Source organism: Paenibacillus sp. FSL K6-1096 (assembly GCF_037977055.1).
Lineage (GTDB): Bacteria > Bacillota > Bacilli > Paenibacillales > Paenibacillaceae > Paenibacillus_AQ.
The window spans coordinates 288,832-303,928 of the sequence record NZ_CP150274.1; the positions used below are offsets into that span (position 1 = coordinate 288,832).

General features: G+C 52.8%; 11 protein-coding genes. All 11 read left to right on the forward strand.

What is annotated here, in order from left to right; genetic code table 11:
• The first annotated feature begins 16 nt into the window (after nucleotides 1–16).
• Complete coding sequence (locus tag MHI24_RS01190; protein ID WP_340023737.1) at nucleotides 17–343, forward strand: metalloregulator ArsR/SmtB family transcription factor; 327 nt, start codon at nucleotides 17–19, stop codon at nucleotides 341–343.
• Nucleotides 344–776: 433 nt separating this feature from the next.
• Entirely contained in the window at nucleotides 777–6,119 is a 5,343-nt protein-coding gene (locus MHI24_RS01195; protein ID WP_340023738.1) for a sugar-binding protein, read from the forward strand.
• Nucleotides 6,120–6,385: 266 nt separating this feature from the next.
• Nucleotides 6,386–7,534 (forward strand): AMP-binding protein, encoded by a 1,149-nt coding sequence (locus tag MHI24_RS01200; RefSeq protein WP_340023739.1) that lies wholly within the window; start codon nucleotides 6,386–6,388, stop codon nucleotides 7,532–7,534.
• Nucleotides 7,527–7,808: a phosphopantetheine-binding protein gene (locus MHI24_RS01205; RefSeq protein ID WP_340023740.1), complete on the forward strand. Its 282-nt coding sequence runs from the start codon at nucleotides 7,527–7,529 to the stop codon at nucleotides 7,806–7,808. Before MHI24_RS01200 ends, MHI24_RS01205 begins: the two co-directional genes overlap by 8 nt.
• 20 nt (nucleotides 7,809–7,828) lie before the next feature.
• Nucleotides 7,829–8,107 (forward strand): acyl carrier protein, encoded by a 279-nt coding sequence (locus tag MHI24_RS01210; protein WP_340023741.1) that lies wholly within the window; start codon nucleotides 7,829–7,831, stop codon nucleotides 8,105–8,107.
• 1 nt (nucleotide 8,108) lies between these two features.
• Complete coding sequence (locus tag MHI24_RS01215) at nucleotides 8,109–9,056, forward strand: DUF6005 family protein (RefSeq protein WP_340023742.1); 948 nt, start codon at nucleotides 8,109–8,111, stop codon at nucleotides 9,054–9,056.
• Nucleotides 9,019–10,392 carry a glycosyltransferase family 4 protein gene (locus MHI24_RS01220; RefSeq protein WP_340023743.1) on the forward strand — a complete coding sequence of 458 codons (1,374 nt, stop codon included), beginning with the start codon at nucleotides 9,019–9,021 and terminating at the stop codon, nucleotides 10,390–10,392. Before MHI24_RS01215 ends, MHI24_RS01220 begins: the two co-directional genes overlap by 38 nt.
• Nucleotides 10,379–12,175 carry an ABC transporter ATP-binding protein gene (locus MHI24_RS01225; RefSeq protein WP_340023744.1) on the forward strand — a complete coding sequence of 599 codons (1,797 nt, stop codon included), beginning with the start codon at nucleotides 10,379–10,381 and terminating at the stop codon, nucleotides 12,173–12,175. The genes MHI24_RS01220 and MHI24_RS01225 overlap by 14 nt, the downstream gene beginning before the upstream one ends.
• Complete coding sequence (locus tag MHI24_RS01230; protein ID WP_340023745.1) at nucleotides 12,172–13,716, forward strand: class I adenylate-forming enzyme family protein; 1,545 nt, start codon at nucleotides 12,172–12,174, stop codon at nucleotides 13,714–13,716. Before MHI24_RS01225 ends, MHI24_RS01230 begins: the two co-directional genes overlap by 4 nt.
• Nucleotides 13,700–13,957, forward strand: coding sequence for an acyl carrier protein (locus MHI24_RS01235; protein WP_340023746.1), 258 nt, complete (start codon nucleotides 13,700–13,702; stop codon nucleotides 13,955–13,957). Before MHI24_RS01230 ends, MHI24_RS01235 begins: the two co-directional genes overlap by 17 nt.
• Nucleotides 13,954–15,096 (forward strand): hypothetical protein, encoded by a 1,143-nt coding sequence (locus MHI24_RS01240; protein ID WP_340023747.1) that lies wholly within the window; start codon nucleotides 13,954–13,956, stop codon nucleotides 15,094–15,096. The genes MHI24_RS01235 and MHI24_RS01240 overlap by 4 nt, the downstream gene beginning before the upstream one ends.
• The last annotated feature ends 1 nt before the right edge of the window (nucleotide 15,097 follow it).

Consider the following 15,097-nt stretch of genomic DNA (forward strand, 5'->3'; position numbering starts at 1 on the left):
AGAGGGGGATTATTAATTGGATACACTTGATGATTTTGCAGAAGATTTAAAGCTTCTTGGAGATAAGACACGTCTAACGATCCTTACACTTCTTAAAGAGCGAGAGTGGTGTGTATGTGAATTCGTGGATCTCTTTGACATTTCTCAGCCAGCCGTTAGTCAGCATCTACGTAAACTAAAAAGCAGCGGACTGGTAAAGGAACAGAAAAGGGGGCAGTGGGTGTACTATTCTTTAAACATTGAAAATAAACCCCATGTTAAGGCGATCTTAAATCTCACCCCGGATGCCAGTGACCTTCTATCGCATTTAAATAAGCCGTCTAATGCCGTTTGCTGCGAATGATCGTTTTCAATTGATTATATAAATATATAATTATATAATGATTCCCGAGATAGTGGAGTAACTGCTGATGAGATTGCAACTGTAGAAGAGGCTGAAGGGCTTCTATCCATCCAAGTAAATACGTATTAACTGTTCGTAGATGACTTATGTCAACCATGATTAAATATGGTTGCGTAAGTCATTTATTCTGAAGTTCTTTAGTACTTTGTAAAAAAACATACAGAAAGTGATTATAAACATTCGATAACAACACTGTTGATTGATCCTTGAATAAATTGTGAAATTCTACATAGGGTGAAATAACAACAAATTTATGGAGGAGGAAATTATGAAAGCGCTGTTATATTCGCTACGATGAAGTAAGCTGTTGAAGCCTTGGTGTTTACGTTATGGGTGAGCCGTGGGTGCACGGATCGAAAAAGGAGGATTTTCAATGATGTCAAAACGATTTGGCAAAATGCTCGTGTTCCTATGTTGCTTGCTAATGGTGGTGTCACTAATGCCTGCCAGCTTTGCCGCCGCCACTGACAACAACGAATATACAGAAGCACCTAATAGCGACAGCAGTTCTACAGATCTTACAAGCTTGCAGACAAATGAAACGCCTACCGCCATTTTTGGAACTCCTGAACTCGGGTCAAACGACCCGCTGTGGGCCCTGACAATGGAGCATCTCATCAACAAAAGCACTGTGCCCGGCGACCCCAGGCCCCATTCCACAGGCACAGCCAGAATCCTCTGGGACGAAGATTACCTATATGCCCGTGTAGTCGTGGAGGATAGCAATCTATATCAGGGACCCGGCAATGATTATCAGTACGACGGTCTGGAGTTTTATGCCGGCGCTGGAACCCAAGGCGCGAATCAATGGCGCATCAGCGCGACGGGCGTGTTTTCAGGGCAGAACGCTCCAGGCAGAGCTGCGTGGACTGAGATCACGGACACAGGATATATCGTGGAGATGAGAATACCTAAAAGAACCTTGAACTTGCAGGCAGGCCCGTTTACCTTTGAAGTTTATATCAATAACTCGTCGGAAAAGGGCGGTGACCGCTATGAAGTCGTTTCCAGTTTCGGAACTCCGGACGCGGCTTACAACAATGCTGCTTCTTTTACAAACAGCCTGAATCTCATTGCCGATAGTGGAGCGGATGACAGATTCTCAATCACCGCCACGGCGGAATCGGGCGGCCGAATAACGCCGAACGCACCCGGCAATGTTCTGAGAATAGCCAGCGGATCAGACACAACCTTTACGGTTACCCCCGATTACGGCAAAATTGTTGATACCGTAAAGGTAGACGGAGAGGACGCAGCTCTATCCGATGATGGCACTTATACCTTTTCAAATGTTGCCGCTAACCATACCCTTCAAGTGACATTCAAAAATGATTCGACCGCGGAGTTGCTCCCCTTTATTGTATGGAATGACAACTTCGCCCGTGGCGAGTACACGACGGCTGTCATCATTGACTTAGGCGAAGGGAGGGCGGCGGAAGGCTCCAAGCTTAATCCGGACTTGTTTACCGTCTCGGCCAGGAACACGACCCTGAACGGCGACTCGGTAACCTTTGAAGGGACGCGCAAGATCACTAGGGTATACGCCAATGACGAACCGAAGGTACGCGGCTATCTGGGGACAGTAAGCCGTTCACCGGATTATCAGGAGGGACTGGAACGCGGACGTTACATCGTAGTTGAGTTTGAGTTCTATTCAGAGAGCGGCGGCAATATAACGCTGGATGGCAACATGAACTCAACAAAACAGGTTTACAGCGTCGTCCAAAACGGCGAGCTCGTACTGACAGAAGGGGAACCGCTTAACTACGTGGTTTTTGAACAGGACAAAGTTGTGAATCCGATCCTTGACCAATTTACAGCACCTACGGGCAATTCGGTCAATCGCGCGCTCTACCTTCACAAGGATGGAAACGGTGAGGTGTCGCAGGGCTTGCCGCTGTATGTGTATACCCACGGTATGGGGCGCGGCGGCACAAGCGCTGCAACTGACCCAAAAGCGGCTATGAAATCCGCGAACGGCTCGGTCGCTCTGATGAAGAAAATGGAAAAAGATCCCGGGAAATACGCCAGCCATATCCTGAATATTTCCTATAATGGCACGAGTACTCCCTCCACTGCCAATGTTAAGAAGGTTATAGACGACCTGGTTGCCAGCGGTGCAGTAGACCCTAACCGCATTTACGCGGCGGGCTTCTCATGGGGCGGTCAGTATACGAATAGCTTAGTTAACGCTTATCCCGGCTTCTTCGCGTCCGCCGCACCTATGTCTCCGGTAAGCGGCTCACCGAACGCGAACGCCAACTACGTTCACACCAACCTGGCCTATTGGATGTTTATCAATGAGTATAACGTTGGAGTATACCAGACTAACCTCGCTAACTTCATAAGCACCAATATGCCGAAAATGATCAACGCGAGAGCTTCGCGCTTTGAGAGCAATGAGGCTCTTACATGGCCTTACAATCAATATGATCAGCCGAATCAGAAACCGAATCCGAACCATTCACCTGTCCTGAGTGATTCGGTGGCACACGAAGTGGAAGCGGCGGTTCTATACAACGACATAACGATGGGGACTTGGAGCATAGCGCCAACAGCGCAGTCCTCTAACCTGCCGGCTTGGAACAATGACTACACTGACGTCTTTGATTGGATGTTCGCGCAGACCGCTGCAAACCATCGGCCTGTTGCCGGGTACGGTTCACCTGTACTCAGCACTAACGACAAGCTGTGGGAACAAGCTGCAGCGTTTGACATCAACAACAGTAGCGCACCCGACCAGAAGATAGGCCCCAAGGCCACCGGCAAAGCTAAAGTATTTTGGGACGAAGACTTTCTGTATGCACGTGTTGTGGTTACAGACCCGAATGTATGCGTCGGGCACACGCCTGGCACTGAGTACATGACTGACAGCGTGGAATTTTATGTCGGTGACGGAAAAAGTGGCTCAAACCAGTGGCGTATTGGTGCAAGCGGTATTTTCTCAGGTCAAGCTGCTGCGGGCCGCGACGGTTCAGTTACACGAACGGACACCGGGTATATCGCGGAAGTAAAGATACCTAGAAGAACCATTGAATTCACGAGCAATTCCCCGATTACGTTTGATGTATACATCAATAACTCAACTGGTGCAGGCAATGACCGTTATGAGGTTGTATCCGCTTTAGGTAAGCCCGACGCGGGTTATGGCAGTTCTGACAGCTTCAAGAACAGCTTGCTGCTGCTTGGGAGCTCCACGGTAACCAGACACCCCGTTAACGCCACGGCAGGATTAAACGGCACCATCTCGCCATCCGGCTTGATTCGGGTAGCTGACGGCGGAAGCCAATCCTTTACATTCACTCCGATCGGCGGTTATGTCGTGGATACCGTAACTGTAAATGGAGAGTCTGTAGAGATTGCAAACAATACCTATACCTTGAATAACGTGAACACCGATGACAAGGTAATCCATGTTACCTTCAAACCCGATCCGGCCGCAACGTTACTTAACTTTATTGTATATAACGATAACTTTGCCACCGGAGAATTTACCACAGCCGTTATCATTGATCTGGGTGCGGGAAATGAAGCTGTGGGTGCCGGCCTTAGTTCAAACCTGTTTACAGTCTCGGCGCGGAATACTCTGTTGGGCGGTGACCCGGCATATCAAGGCAAACGCAACGTCAGTAGAGTATACGTCAATGACGAACCTAGACCCAGAGGGTATAAGGGTGTGAACCAGAACTCCCCTGATTATCAAGCTGGACTTACGAAAGGCCGCTACATCGTTGTAGAATTGGAATTTTGGACATTAACCGGCGGACAGTCCACTTTGGAAGCATCCAAATCCACCGTCCAGAATTACAACATTGTATCTAGTGGCGATATCAAGCTTGATGGCAAGGCTGCCATTGTTAAGTCGGCTTTCGCACAGTCAGGTACCGTCAATGAAATCATCGACAAATTTGAAGTGGGTCCCAAAATTGACAAAGCGGAAGCCATGCAGTATGGACTCTATATTCATAAGGACGGCAACGGCGTTCCGGTAAAAGGGCTTCCCCTTTACATCTATGCTCACGGTTCTACCCGCGGCGGTACACAGGACGGGGATACCTATGCGCCCATCAGGTCTGCCAACGGAGCCACCGCGCTTATGAAAAAAATGGAGAAGAACGCTAAATACGCTAGTCATATCATCGCTTTGCGGGCGCAAAACAACGTTCAGGCAACACCCGCTACCTTAAAGGCTTATATCGATGATCTCGTAAGTAAGGGTCTTGTTGACCCCAACCGTATTTACATGGCAGGCTTCTCTATGGGAGCCGCTTATACGAATACTTTCTTGACGACATATCCCGATTTGCTCGCAGCCGCGGCGCCTATGTCTTATCCACCATCAATCAACGCGAAACAAGCCGAAACTCTTAAAAACTTTGCATACTGGTCATTCGTTAACACCACTGATTCTGCAATAATAAAAACAGGGGCGGAAACTCATATAGCGAATATAATGCCCCTATTGGACAACGCTAGACACACGTTCATCGACAGAAATGAAATATTCGTGTGGCCTTATGACCAATGGACAAAGGCGGAAGCACCTGTTAATGGAACCAATTGGATTCCTTCCGGCCATGAGATGGAAGCTTCAGTTCTGTGGAACAATATTTCAGGGTACACGGATACTTTGTCCAATGTAGGTTCCAACAAGGAGTGGAGCCTTAAACCTACGGCGCAGTCCTCTAAGTTGCCGACTTGGAACAATGACTACACTGACGTCTTTGATTGGATGTTCGCGCAGAGAAAATCGAGCGCACCCAATCCTTCTGGTGGCAATTCCGGCAATACCGGCAGTTCGGGCAATACCAACAGTTCGGGCAATACCGGCAATACCAGCACCGGGACAGTCACTGGATCGTTGAAGCCGACTTACACAGTGAACACACCGAAGGATAAGCCCGCGGTCACGGACAAGAACGGCAACACCACCCTGCCCGGCGGCGAGATTGTGACCAAGGGCGGGACGACGATTAAGGTACCCGAAGGCACGACTATAGACGCAAAAGGTAAGGTCACCATTCCGGCGGGCAAGAGCGCCGAAGTGACACTACACGGCGGCGCGAGTGCCGGCTTAGACAAGGGCATGTCACTGAACATCCATGAGGGTACGGAATTTGTGTTCGATGACGACACCCCGCTGGGCTTCCGTGTGGTGTCTGGCAATCCTTTCAGGGATGTCAACATGGACGACTGGTTCTACAGCTACGTAAACTCCGCCTACACATACGGTCTTTTCAACGGCACGACGTCCACGACGTTCTCACCGGGCACCTCAATGACGCGTGCGATGTACGTGCAGGTACTGGCCAATCTTGAGAACGTCAACCGCTCCGGCTACACGAATTCCCGTTTTAGCGATGTTGCGGATGGGCAGTGGTACACGGCGGCAATCGAGTGGGCGGCCGAAAACGGCATAGTCAACGGTATAAACGCAGACCTGTTTGAACCCAATTCACCGATGACACGCGAGCAGATGCTGGTGATGCTGTACAATTACATGAAGTACAAGGGCTATGCGATACCTGAAAGTCAATCTAAGTCCTTCGCGGATGAGAGTCAGATCAGCTCATGGGCGTTGAAGGCCGTTCAGGCACAGCAGGGCATCGGAATTGTATCAGGCAAGCCGGGCAACCTCTTTGCCCCCCAAGCCACCGCCACCCGCGCTGAAGTAGCTGCTATCTTTATAAAGTTCATCGAATATCTGGCTAAGTAAAAGCTTAAACAGAAACATGCGGACCCTTTCGGCTGGCAAGATCCAGCCGGAAGGGTCTCTTTTTAGCAATCCTGACTATAAGAGAAGGAAAACGTCGTTATGTGGCGAAAATACCTAAAGAAGTAAAAAAATCTCATGGGAAAGGAGACCCCATGTTCATTGTTAATAAAGAACATTATGACCAGCCTGAACTGGAACGTCGAATAAACGCGATATACGCATTATTGGGTTCCTCTGTTTGGAAGGAACGGCGGACAGCTGTATGCATGAAGGAACCGGCAAATATTCTGGCCGCCACGGAGCTGATGATTAGGAATGAGGGTTCGGTGCTTCTGATCAACGGCGATACTCCGATTGAAACCGCTCTCCGTCAAGCCGAAGACGCAGAGTGTACGGGTCTACTGACCGACGCAGGAGGCAGCGCCGTCTTTCACCCTCTGCACTCACGCCTGGATCGGATGAATGGGGAGCCGTCCTTGCTTCAATTCAGCTCCGGCACGACCGGCGCTCCCAAGTTAGTGGAACGGTCTTGGTCTCATGTGCAAATGGAAATCGAGGCCTACAACAAGCTGCTGCCCTGCAGCGGGGAGGATACACCGATCATTCTGGTGCCCGTGTCCCATTCCTTCGGATTCATCACAGGCACGCTTTCCGCACTTAAGCGCGGCGTAGAGCCGGTTATCGTGACGGACAAGAACCCCAAGTTCGCCCTGCATCTCATGCAGCAGCATGATCGCCATGTGGTATATGCGGTGCCCTTCCTCTTTCAAATTCTGCTCAGCCTGATGAGAGAGAAGGTGCTTCTTAGAAAGCTGGTATCCTCTGGTTCCCCGATGTCTGCAGAGCTGCTGAACAGGCTTGGGGGTGCAGGTGTGGAGGTGATCCAGCAATACGGGTGCTCTGAGGCGGGCTGCATCTCGCTTGGCGACCGGCTCTCCGATCCTACGGATGCCGGAATGCTTCTGGAGCATATGGCAATGGAAAAGGCCGGAACCCGGGAGCAGCCGGATGAAATCATCATTGCCACAGGCGGACGCCGGATTCATACCGGAGATATGGGATATTGGTCGGGCGGCAGGCTTCATGTTCAGTGCCGGATGGATGATCTGATTAATGTGTCAGGACTGAAGGTAGCTCCCTCCGAGGTGGAGGATGTCATCCGGAGGCTGGACGGCGTTCAGGAGGCTGTCGTGCACAAGGCTCCGCATCCCGTCTGGGGGGAGGCTGTCAAAGCCCGAATCGTCCGGAAGGGCGATGCGCTGTCTCAGGAGGAGGTGAAGAGGTGGTGCGCGCGGTTTCTGCCTGCTTATAAAGTTCCGGGCTTTATTGCTTTTACGGAGGACATTCCGAAGACGGGTACAGGGAAGGTTATGCGAAAACAATTGGTAGAAGAGGAGTATGGTATTCATGGATAAGGAACAAACGTTATCTCAATTGAGGCAGCTCATGTCCGGACAATTGGAGCTCTCTCTCCCGGACGTCATTAAAGAGGAAGACCGGCTGTACGAAGACTTAAACGTAGATTCGATCATGGTACTCCAGTTGGTGGTCTACATCGAGGAAGTGTTCAACGTAACTGTGCCCGAGGAGGAGATGGATCCTGCCGTCTTCCAAACGGTCGGTTCTTTAGTCGATTTCATCCACGCCCTTAAGGGGGAGCCCATCGCCCAAGTGGAAACCAAATCTTAAGATCATAGAAAAGGATGGATATGATGATGAACGTGAATGAACAGGATATCATACAATTCGTGATTGACCGGGTGGCCGATTTAACCTCCAGACCGGAGCTGGCGGAGGAATTGAACGGGGACTCCCCATTGGAGGATGCAGGCGTGGATTCGGTGCTGCTGGTCAACCTGATGATACAGATTGAACAGCAGTACGACATTTTTTACGAGGACGACGAGCTTCTGCAGGAGAACTTCGCCACCGCGCGCTTGATCTCACAACGCATCTTGGCCAAACGGGCCGTTAAAACCGGGGTTTGACGTGAAACAAGCCCATTGCTTTCTGAACGGACTCGGTTATGGCTTGGAGCAAGCCGGATGGGATGAACGTCCGCTCTATATCGGTGCTTGGGACGCGCCATTCAGCGTTACGGAGGACGGCAAGCTGACCTATTTCTCAGCGGACATCACCCCGTCCGAATATTTGCAGATGTTCACCCGCCTGTACGGGGAAGGGGCCGTGGAGTGGTATGATTACGGGGCCGAAAAGCTCGTCAACCTGAAGAAGTTTCTGGAGGTCCTGCGGCGTTATCCAGAGCTTCCTGTATTGGTACAGCTCGACCTGTTTCATATGCCCTATCAAAAAAGAACGTTTCAAACCATGCATCAGCCCCATTTTGTCATCGTACACGGAATGCGGGGCAGTCAATTCATGGTATACGACCGCTATTTTGAGTGGGAAGGGGTAGTGGCCGCGAGCTATGTACACGATGCTTTTCTGAGCAATGAGTTGGGCGGGGGACTGCTGCTTCATCCCGAATGGCTCCATGCGCCGGACGCTCATGAGGTGGCGAGAATCTTCGAGGATACGATCGAGACTGATCCGGGTGAACGGTCGCTAACCGGCACGGTGAGGCGGAGGATTATGCAGACGGTGGAATCGCCCGATATTTATCCGCCCGGGGCCTTGAAGGATGCTGTATCCCAGCTCGGCATCCTCGCCAAACGCAAATACAGCTACGGGCTGCTGTATCAGTATTTTTCGGAAGCGCTTAATCAAGGCACGGAGCAGTATCAGGAGCAGCTGGAAGGATTCATAAGAATGTGGAGCACGCTCGCCTACCTGGCGATCCGTACGTCCATGCCGGGACGAACCGGGGAAATCGGACTGCTGGTGGATAAGGTGGAGCAGCTGCACAGGACGGAGCAACAGCTGAAGGAGGAATTGACCGATGTCTATCATCGCTGGAAACCTCGATTTGCCTGCTGAGTGCAGACCCAGGGTGGGCTGCTTCGACGGCCATTCCCCCCGGTTAAACGAACGGGTGATTGATGACCAATGGACAGGGTATCTGGCTGAATATACGGAGCTGGTCCGCATTCCACCGGTGCGCTTTGCCAAGATCTTCGGGGGTTCGCTTCGCCAGTTCTCCAAGCAGCCAGTGGCTTCGCTTCCGCAAGCATCGGAGCGGCTGGCCCGACTATGCAAGGAATACGGAATCGATACGCTTTATGTGAATGCTCCTTATTTCATGCCTTACTTGATGCTGGTTCGGAGCTTCGCCAAGCTTCCGCTTCGCTTCATGGTGATCGCCCATTCCGTCGCATCCGCCCGCTGGCTGACAACCTGGCTGTCCTGTGCGCCTTGGATTACAGAACAGGATGTGCTGCTTGCCAGTACGGAATCTTGCAGACAGGCGCTGGTTAATCTCTCCCCCCGGTATGCGCATGCCCATAAGATCCCATTATGCATCGACACCTTGCTGGCTGCTGAGCCGGTTCGGCCGCTTCCCGGTAAACGTCTGTTATCCATCGGCCGGCTGGAAGAGGTCAAGAACATTCATGTGCTCTTAGAGGCTATGGCGGAAATCAAGCAGCGTGTCCCGGACACGGTATTGACGATTGCCGGAGAATATACAGGGGCTTTGCAGGAAGCCGACCGGTATAAAGAACGGCTTGAAGCCATCGTAGCGGAATATAGACTGGAGCAAACCGTAGAGTTTACAGGTCCCGTCCACGGGAGTGAGAAAGACCGCCTGTTCCAGGAATCCAGGCTTCTGGTCAACCTCTCCACCGATCCGGGGGAGACGTTTGGCTTCAACCTTCTGGAAGCGAAAGCCCACGGTCTACCTGTGGTCTGCACCAACTGGGACGGTTTCCGGGAGCTGCTTGTTGACGGCGGGGACGGTTCCTTCGTCCAGGTAGATTGGTCTGGTGAACATCCGAAGATCGATCTGGACGGGCTGGTTCGCAGCTGCACCAAGGTTCTGCTGGATGAGAAGCTTCACGGCAATCTCTCGCAAGGAGCGCGGCTTGGCGCTCTAATGTACGACTATCGAACCATTATGCCGCAGATCAGGAGGCTCCTGAATGCTCCGCTTGGACAGATAGCGGGTGAGGCGGAGGATACCGCCCTGCTGGAATCTTCGATGAGAACGCTGAACGAAATCTATCATTGCGGCTTTTTGGAAGCGACAGGCTGTTTGAGTGAATCGCCGCTGTCGGTTCTGGATTGGCAGCCGCCCGGTGACACGGAGGAATGGATGCGCAGGGTGAAGCCGCTTATTCAACATTTTGCCGGGAGGAACCATCATGCACACGTTTAAACTCTTCCGACGTCTTGCTCCCTACGTGAAGATCAAATGGAATTTAACCTTGATCGCTTATGCTTGCACGTTCCTGCAGTTAGGACTCGTCATGCTTCAGCCCTTAATCTTCGCCTATCTGATCGACCACGTGCTGATTGAAGGAAACCGTGACCTGATTGTCCCGCTGCTTAGCCTTTCCTTGGGAATCGGTGTTCTCTCCATCGTGTTCCTGTTTATCCGGGTAGGTCTGTTCCGCTATCTGGGCATCTGTAATATGCTGGATATCCGGGACGAGCTGTTGAAGCATGTCCGGCAGATTCCCATTCCGGAGATTCAGAAGCATGGACCCGGGAAATTCACGGCCTTGCTCGGGATGGATACAGCTACGATGGGAAATTTCCTCAACCATATTCTGGTCGAGATTACCTCACAGCTGTTTATGATGCTGATCTCCCTCGGAATCCTGTACTATATGGACTGGCGGCTTGGCATCGTTGCGACGCTTAGCATCCCCTTTCTCTTATGGGTGCCGGGGCTGTTCCGCAACGCTGTGGTGCGTTATTCGTCCGATGTTCGAACCCACAATGAAGAGATCGGAGCCTATCTCTATGAAGCGATCGAGAGCTCGCAGGAAATCCGGGCTTTAGGACTGGAGGGATGGGAACGGAAGCGGAATGAAACGATGTACAAGGGGCTGGTGAAGGCCAGCACCCTGGAAACGCTGTATGCCGTTATGTCGTTTCAAATCAGTGGTTTCGTCATTAGCCTGATCCTGGCTGCCATCTATTGGATCGGCAGCTACCAGGTGCTCCAGCAAGTTATGACCGTTGGCATGATGGTTGCTTCCGTAACCTATCTGCAAAACGCTCTGAATCCGGTACAGCAGATTAACAACTTTTTCAGAGAGCTACAAGGCGCGGAAGTTGCAATGGGCAGAATCGAGCAATTCATCCAGACCCCGATCGATCTCTATTCGGAAAACGAGAGGAAGCAGGTTTCACCTGCAAGGGAGCCTCAGCTTGAAGCAACGCCGTCCGATATCGAAGTGTGCAATCTGCGCGTCGGGTACGGTGGAACGGAAATCTTGAAGGATGTATCACTGTCGCTGTCTCCGGGCAAGGTATATGCTTTCGTCGGACGAAGCGGGGCAGGGAAATCCACCCTTTTCCGGGCGCTTATTGGGATGATGCCCATTCTCGAAGGTGAAATTCGCATCGGCGGACAGAATCTGGAGGAGATGACCCGCAGCGCGATCAGCCGCAAGGTTGGCATCGTGTTCCAGGAGCCTTACTTGTTCCGGGGTACCCTTATGGAAAATATTGCTGTCGGGCAGCTGGACGCGACGGAGGAGATGGTCCTGCAAGCTGCCCTGAGTGCGCGGCTCGGATCTCTGCTGGATCAACTGCCGGAAGGACTCCACACGAAGATTGACCATAAAGGCTTCCAGCTATCCGGCGGACAGCGGCAAAGGCTGGCTATTGCGCGTGCCCTCTTGCACAATCCCGATATTCTTATCCTGGATGAACCGACCTCCGCCTTGGACCAGCTTACGGAGAGTGAACTTATGGATTCCATACGTCACGCCATGGCGGGCAAGACGGTTCTCGTAGCCACCCATCGCCTGCAAACCATTATGAACGCGGACCGTATTCTGGTGATGGAGAACGGCTGTCTGGTGGCGGAAGGCGACCACGAAGAACTCATGAAGCAATCGGCTGAGTATTATGCTATGGCATCGACCTTCGAACGCGATACATCTGTGGCCGGACAGGCATCTCATAAAGAGGAGGTTTTGGCATGAATGGCACAGGCACCCTCAGGGAATTGTTTCAACATGCACGAAGGCATGACCGGGGAATCACTTACGCGGCACGAAGCGGCGAGTCCGGCTCTACAAGTTATGCGGAACTCGGAAACCGCATGGACCTGCTCGCTGAACGGCTGAAGCAGGAGCAGCTGCGACCGAATTTCATCGGGGCCGTCTGGATGGCTCCAACGCCGGAGTGTCTGGCTGTCATCGGGGCCGTCATTTTGGCAGGAGGCATTCCGCTCCCCATCCACAGCTACATGCCGGGACAAGACATGCTTCGCCTCATCCGCAAGTTTGAACCCGAAGCTGTGTTCGTCTCGGAAGAGAAGCTACCCATCCTTACGGAATGGAACATGCAAGGGGAAGAGCTGCCATTCTGCCTGTATGCAGGCACCGCAAGCGGACCGGTTGCAGGAATCGGCGCCGCTCCGCGGCCGGTACGCCGGTACACGCCGCCAGAGGCCGCGCGTATGATATTCCTCTCCTCCGGTTCGACGGGAGAGCCGAAGGGGATCATGCTGAGCGACCACAACATGCTGTCCAATGTGAACGCGATCCTGGACTACACGACTCTGTGCGACGAGGACACCGTCCTGCTCTCGAAGTCACTGGGGTATTGCTCGACTATTGTTGGGGAATGGTTCGCCGCCATGGCCTGCGGAGCCAATCTTGTTCTAAGCGGGGGCTTCGTGCATCCCTTCGAGATGATCCAGTGCGTCCGTACGAACAAGGTGACCTTCCTATGCACTGTGCCGTCTGCGATCCTGCCTCTAGTCCATTCCGCCAAATGGGCGGCGGAGGATCTGCTCACGCTCCGGCAGATGCTCATTGTCGGCGGCCCGATGCCTGACGTCATGCTGCTTCGTTTGGCTGACCGTCTGCCTCACGTGCGGCTGACGCCCTCCTATGGACTGACCGAAGCATCTCCGCGCGTCTCGTATTTGCCCTACGCTCAGTTGAGGATGAAACCGCAATCCGCCGGGATACCCATTAACGGCGTCGAGCTGGCCATCGTTCAGGACGGAAGGGAGGCGGCAGCAGGGGAGAGTGGAGAGGTGGTCGTCCGAGGGCCGAATGTGATGATCGGCTATTATGACGATCCGGATCGCACCCGCGAGATCCTGGGCCCTCTCGGCCTGCATACGCGGGATACCGGGTATCTGGACGAGGATGGATATTTGCACTTGACCGGGCGAACCGATAACGCTCTCCTTGTCGGGGGACATACGGTGTACCCGGAAGCGGTCGAAAGCGTCCTATTAAGCTTGCCTGGGGTGGCGGACGCTGCTGTGTCGGCCGTCGAAGACCTTCAATGGGGACATCGTCTGATTGCCGTGGTCGTATCCGAAGCTTCCACAGAGCCTGTCAGCAGCCCGGAGCTGCATGCCTGGTGCGTAAAGCGGTTATCCCCGGCCTTGCGCCCCAGGGAATTCCGCTTCGTTACGGCTCTCCCCAGAACAGCCAGCGGAAAGCTGGACCGCAAAGCCCTGAAATCTATGGTGAAGGAGGAAGAGCATGTCCACCCAGCATGAGGATCTATTCTTTAAGGTGAGAGAAACGATAGCCGCTGTGGCCAAGAGGCTAACAAGCGAGGTCGAGCTGGACCATGCTTTGGTAGATGATCTGGGAATCGACTCCATTCAAATCCTGGAGCTTCTGTCGGCTCTGGAGGATACATTCGGCTTTGAGCTGGATGTGGACGATATTCGCCCGGAATCGTTCCGAAGCGTCCAGGCCGTATTGCATTTTGTAGAACGCAAGGTGGCTTCATGAAAGTGTTCACCCCGGGCCATTTGCAAGAGCTGGCCGGCGAATTGCGCCGGACGTACCCGTTTTATAACCCTTATACGGACGTTGATTTCCATCAGCTGCCGATTACAGACAAACACTTGATCGCAGGCAACCGCGCCCTTTTCGAACATCCCGAGGCAAGGCGGGTGATCGAATCGTTCACCTCGGGAACGACCGGAGTCCCGTTCCGCTGCGTGAAAACCCCGGAGGAGAAATGGAAGCTCTCGCTGACCCTGTATAAGCATAGAAAAAAGTGGGGGCTGCCGTCCAGACATCGGATGCTGCTGCTGAGCAACCGTCTGCTGGCGGAGCCCAGGTCCCTTAGACATTATGCAGAGCTGATGATCAGGGAGGATCCTCATTTTATCCAGGGGAGAGCTTCCGCTCTCTGCGCGTTGGCCGAATATATGCGTGACGGGGGATATTCGTTGCCGTCTTCCCTCTTGTTTACCCAGAACTGGGGCGAAACGCTGCATGGCTCCCAGAAAGAAGTGATCGAGGAGGTATTCCGCGTTCCATGTGTAGACTATTACGGTCTGGAAGAGTTCTGGTGTATCGCGTTCGCAGGCCAGAGCGGCCGACTCGAAGTCGATGAGTCAGCCGTATATGTGGAAATTATCGACCCGGCCTCCGGACTCCATATAGAGGAGGGGGAATTCGGCGAAGTGCTGGTCACCTCGCTGATCATGAGGAGTCTGCCTTATGTCCGTTACCGGACAGGGGATATCGGAAGTATGCGCAGGGACCCTGAAACCGGCCGTCTCCTTCTTCAATTGCTTCCCGTTCGAACCTCCCAGATCCGGGTGCCTGGAGCGCAGGTGCATTCCGCCGTTTTCCGGTATTTGGACAAGTTTTTTTGGGAGCTTGCTGCAGCCAGAGGCGTCCGCCAATTTCAGATCGTGCAGAATACGTACACCTCTTTTTCCGTCCGGCTGGCGACTGAAGCCTCGCCAAGCGAGTTCGGGGACGTGCAGACCAAGCTATCCGCTTTTCTTCACCAGGCGGCGGGCAAGCCGGTGACATTGTCCATAGAAACCGTCTCAAGGCTCGAAGCCGATCCTGTCAGCGGCAAAATACCGTCCTTTGTTTGCCTTATTTCCTCAAATGAAGAAGGAGAATGAA

Bases quoted from the DNA above. Each gene is read 5' to 3' on its own strand.
- MHI24_RS01195 (WP_340023738.1), top strand. From the start codon at position 777: ATGATGTCAAAACGATTTGGCAAAATGCTCGTGTTCCTATGTTGCTTG.
- MHI24_RS01200 (WP_340023739.1), top strand. From the start codon at position 6,386: ATGAAGGAACCGGCAAATATTCTGGCCGCCACGGAGCTGATGATTAGG.
- MHI24_RS01205 (WP_340023740.1), top strand. From the start codon at position 7,527: ATGGATAAGGAACAAACGTTATCTCAATTGAGGCAGCTCATGTCCGGA.
- MHI24_RS01210 (WP_340023741.1), top strand. From the start codon at position 7,829: ATGATGATGAACGTGAATGAACAGGATATCATACAATTCGTGATTGAC.
- MHI24_RS01220 (WP_340023743.1), top strand. From the start codon at position 9,019: ATGTCTATCATCGCTGGAAACCTCGATTTGCCTGCTGAGTGCAGACCC.
- MHI24_RS01225 (WP_340023744.1), top strand. From the start codon at position 10,379: ATGCACACGTTTAAACTCTTCCGACGTCTTGCTCCCTACGTGAAGATC.
- MHI24_RS01230 (WP_340023745.1), top strand. From the start codon at position 12,172: ATGAATGGCACAGGCACCCTCAGGGAATTGTTTCAACATGCACGAAGG.
- MHI24_RS01235 (WP_340023746.1), top strand. From the start codon at position 13,700: ATGTCCACCCAGCATGAGGATCTATTCTTTAAGGTGAGAGAAACGATA.
- MHI24_RS01240 (WP_340023747.1), top strand. From the start codon at position 13,954: ATGAAAGTGTTCACCCCGGGCCATTTGCAAGAGCTGGCCGGCGAATTG.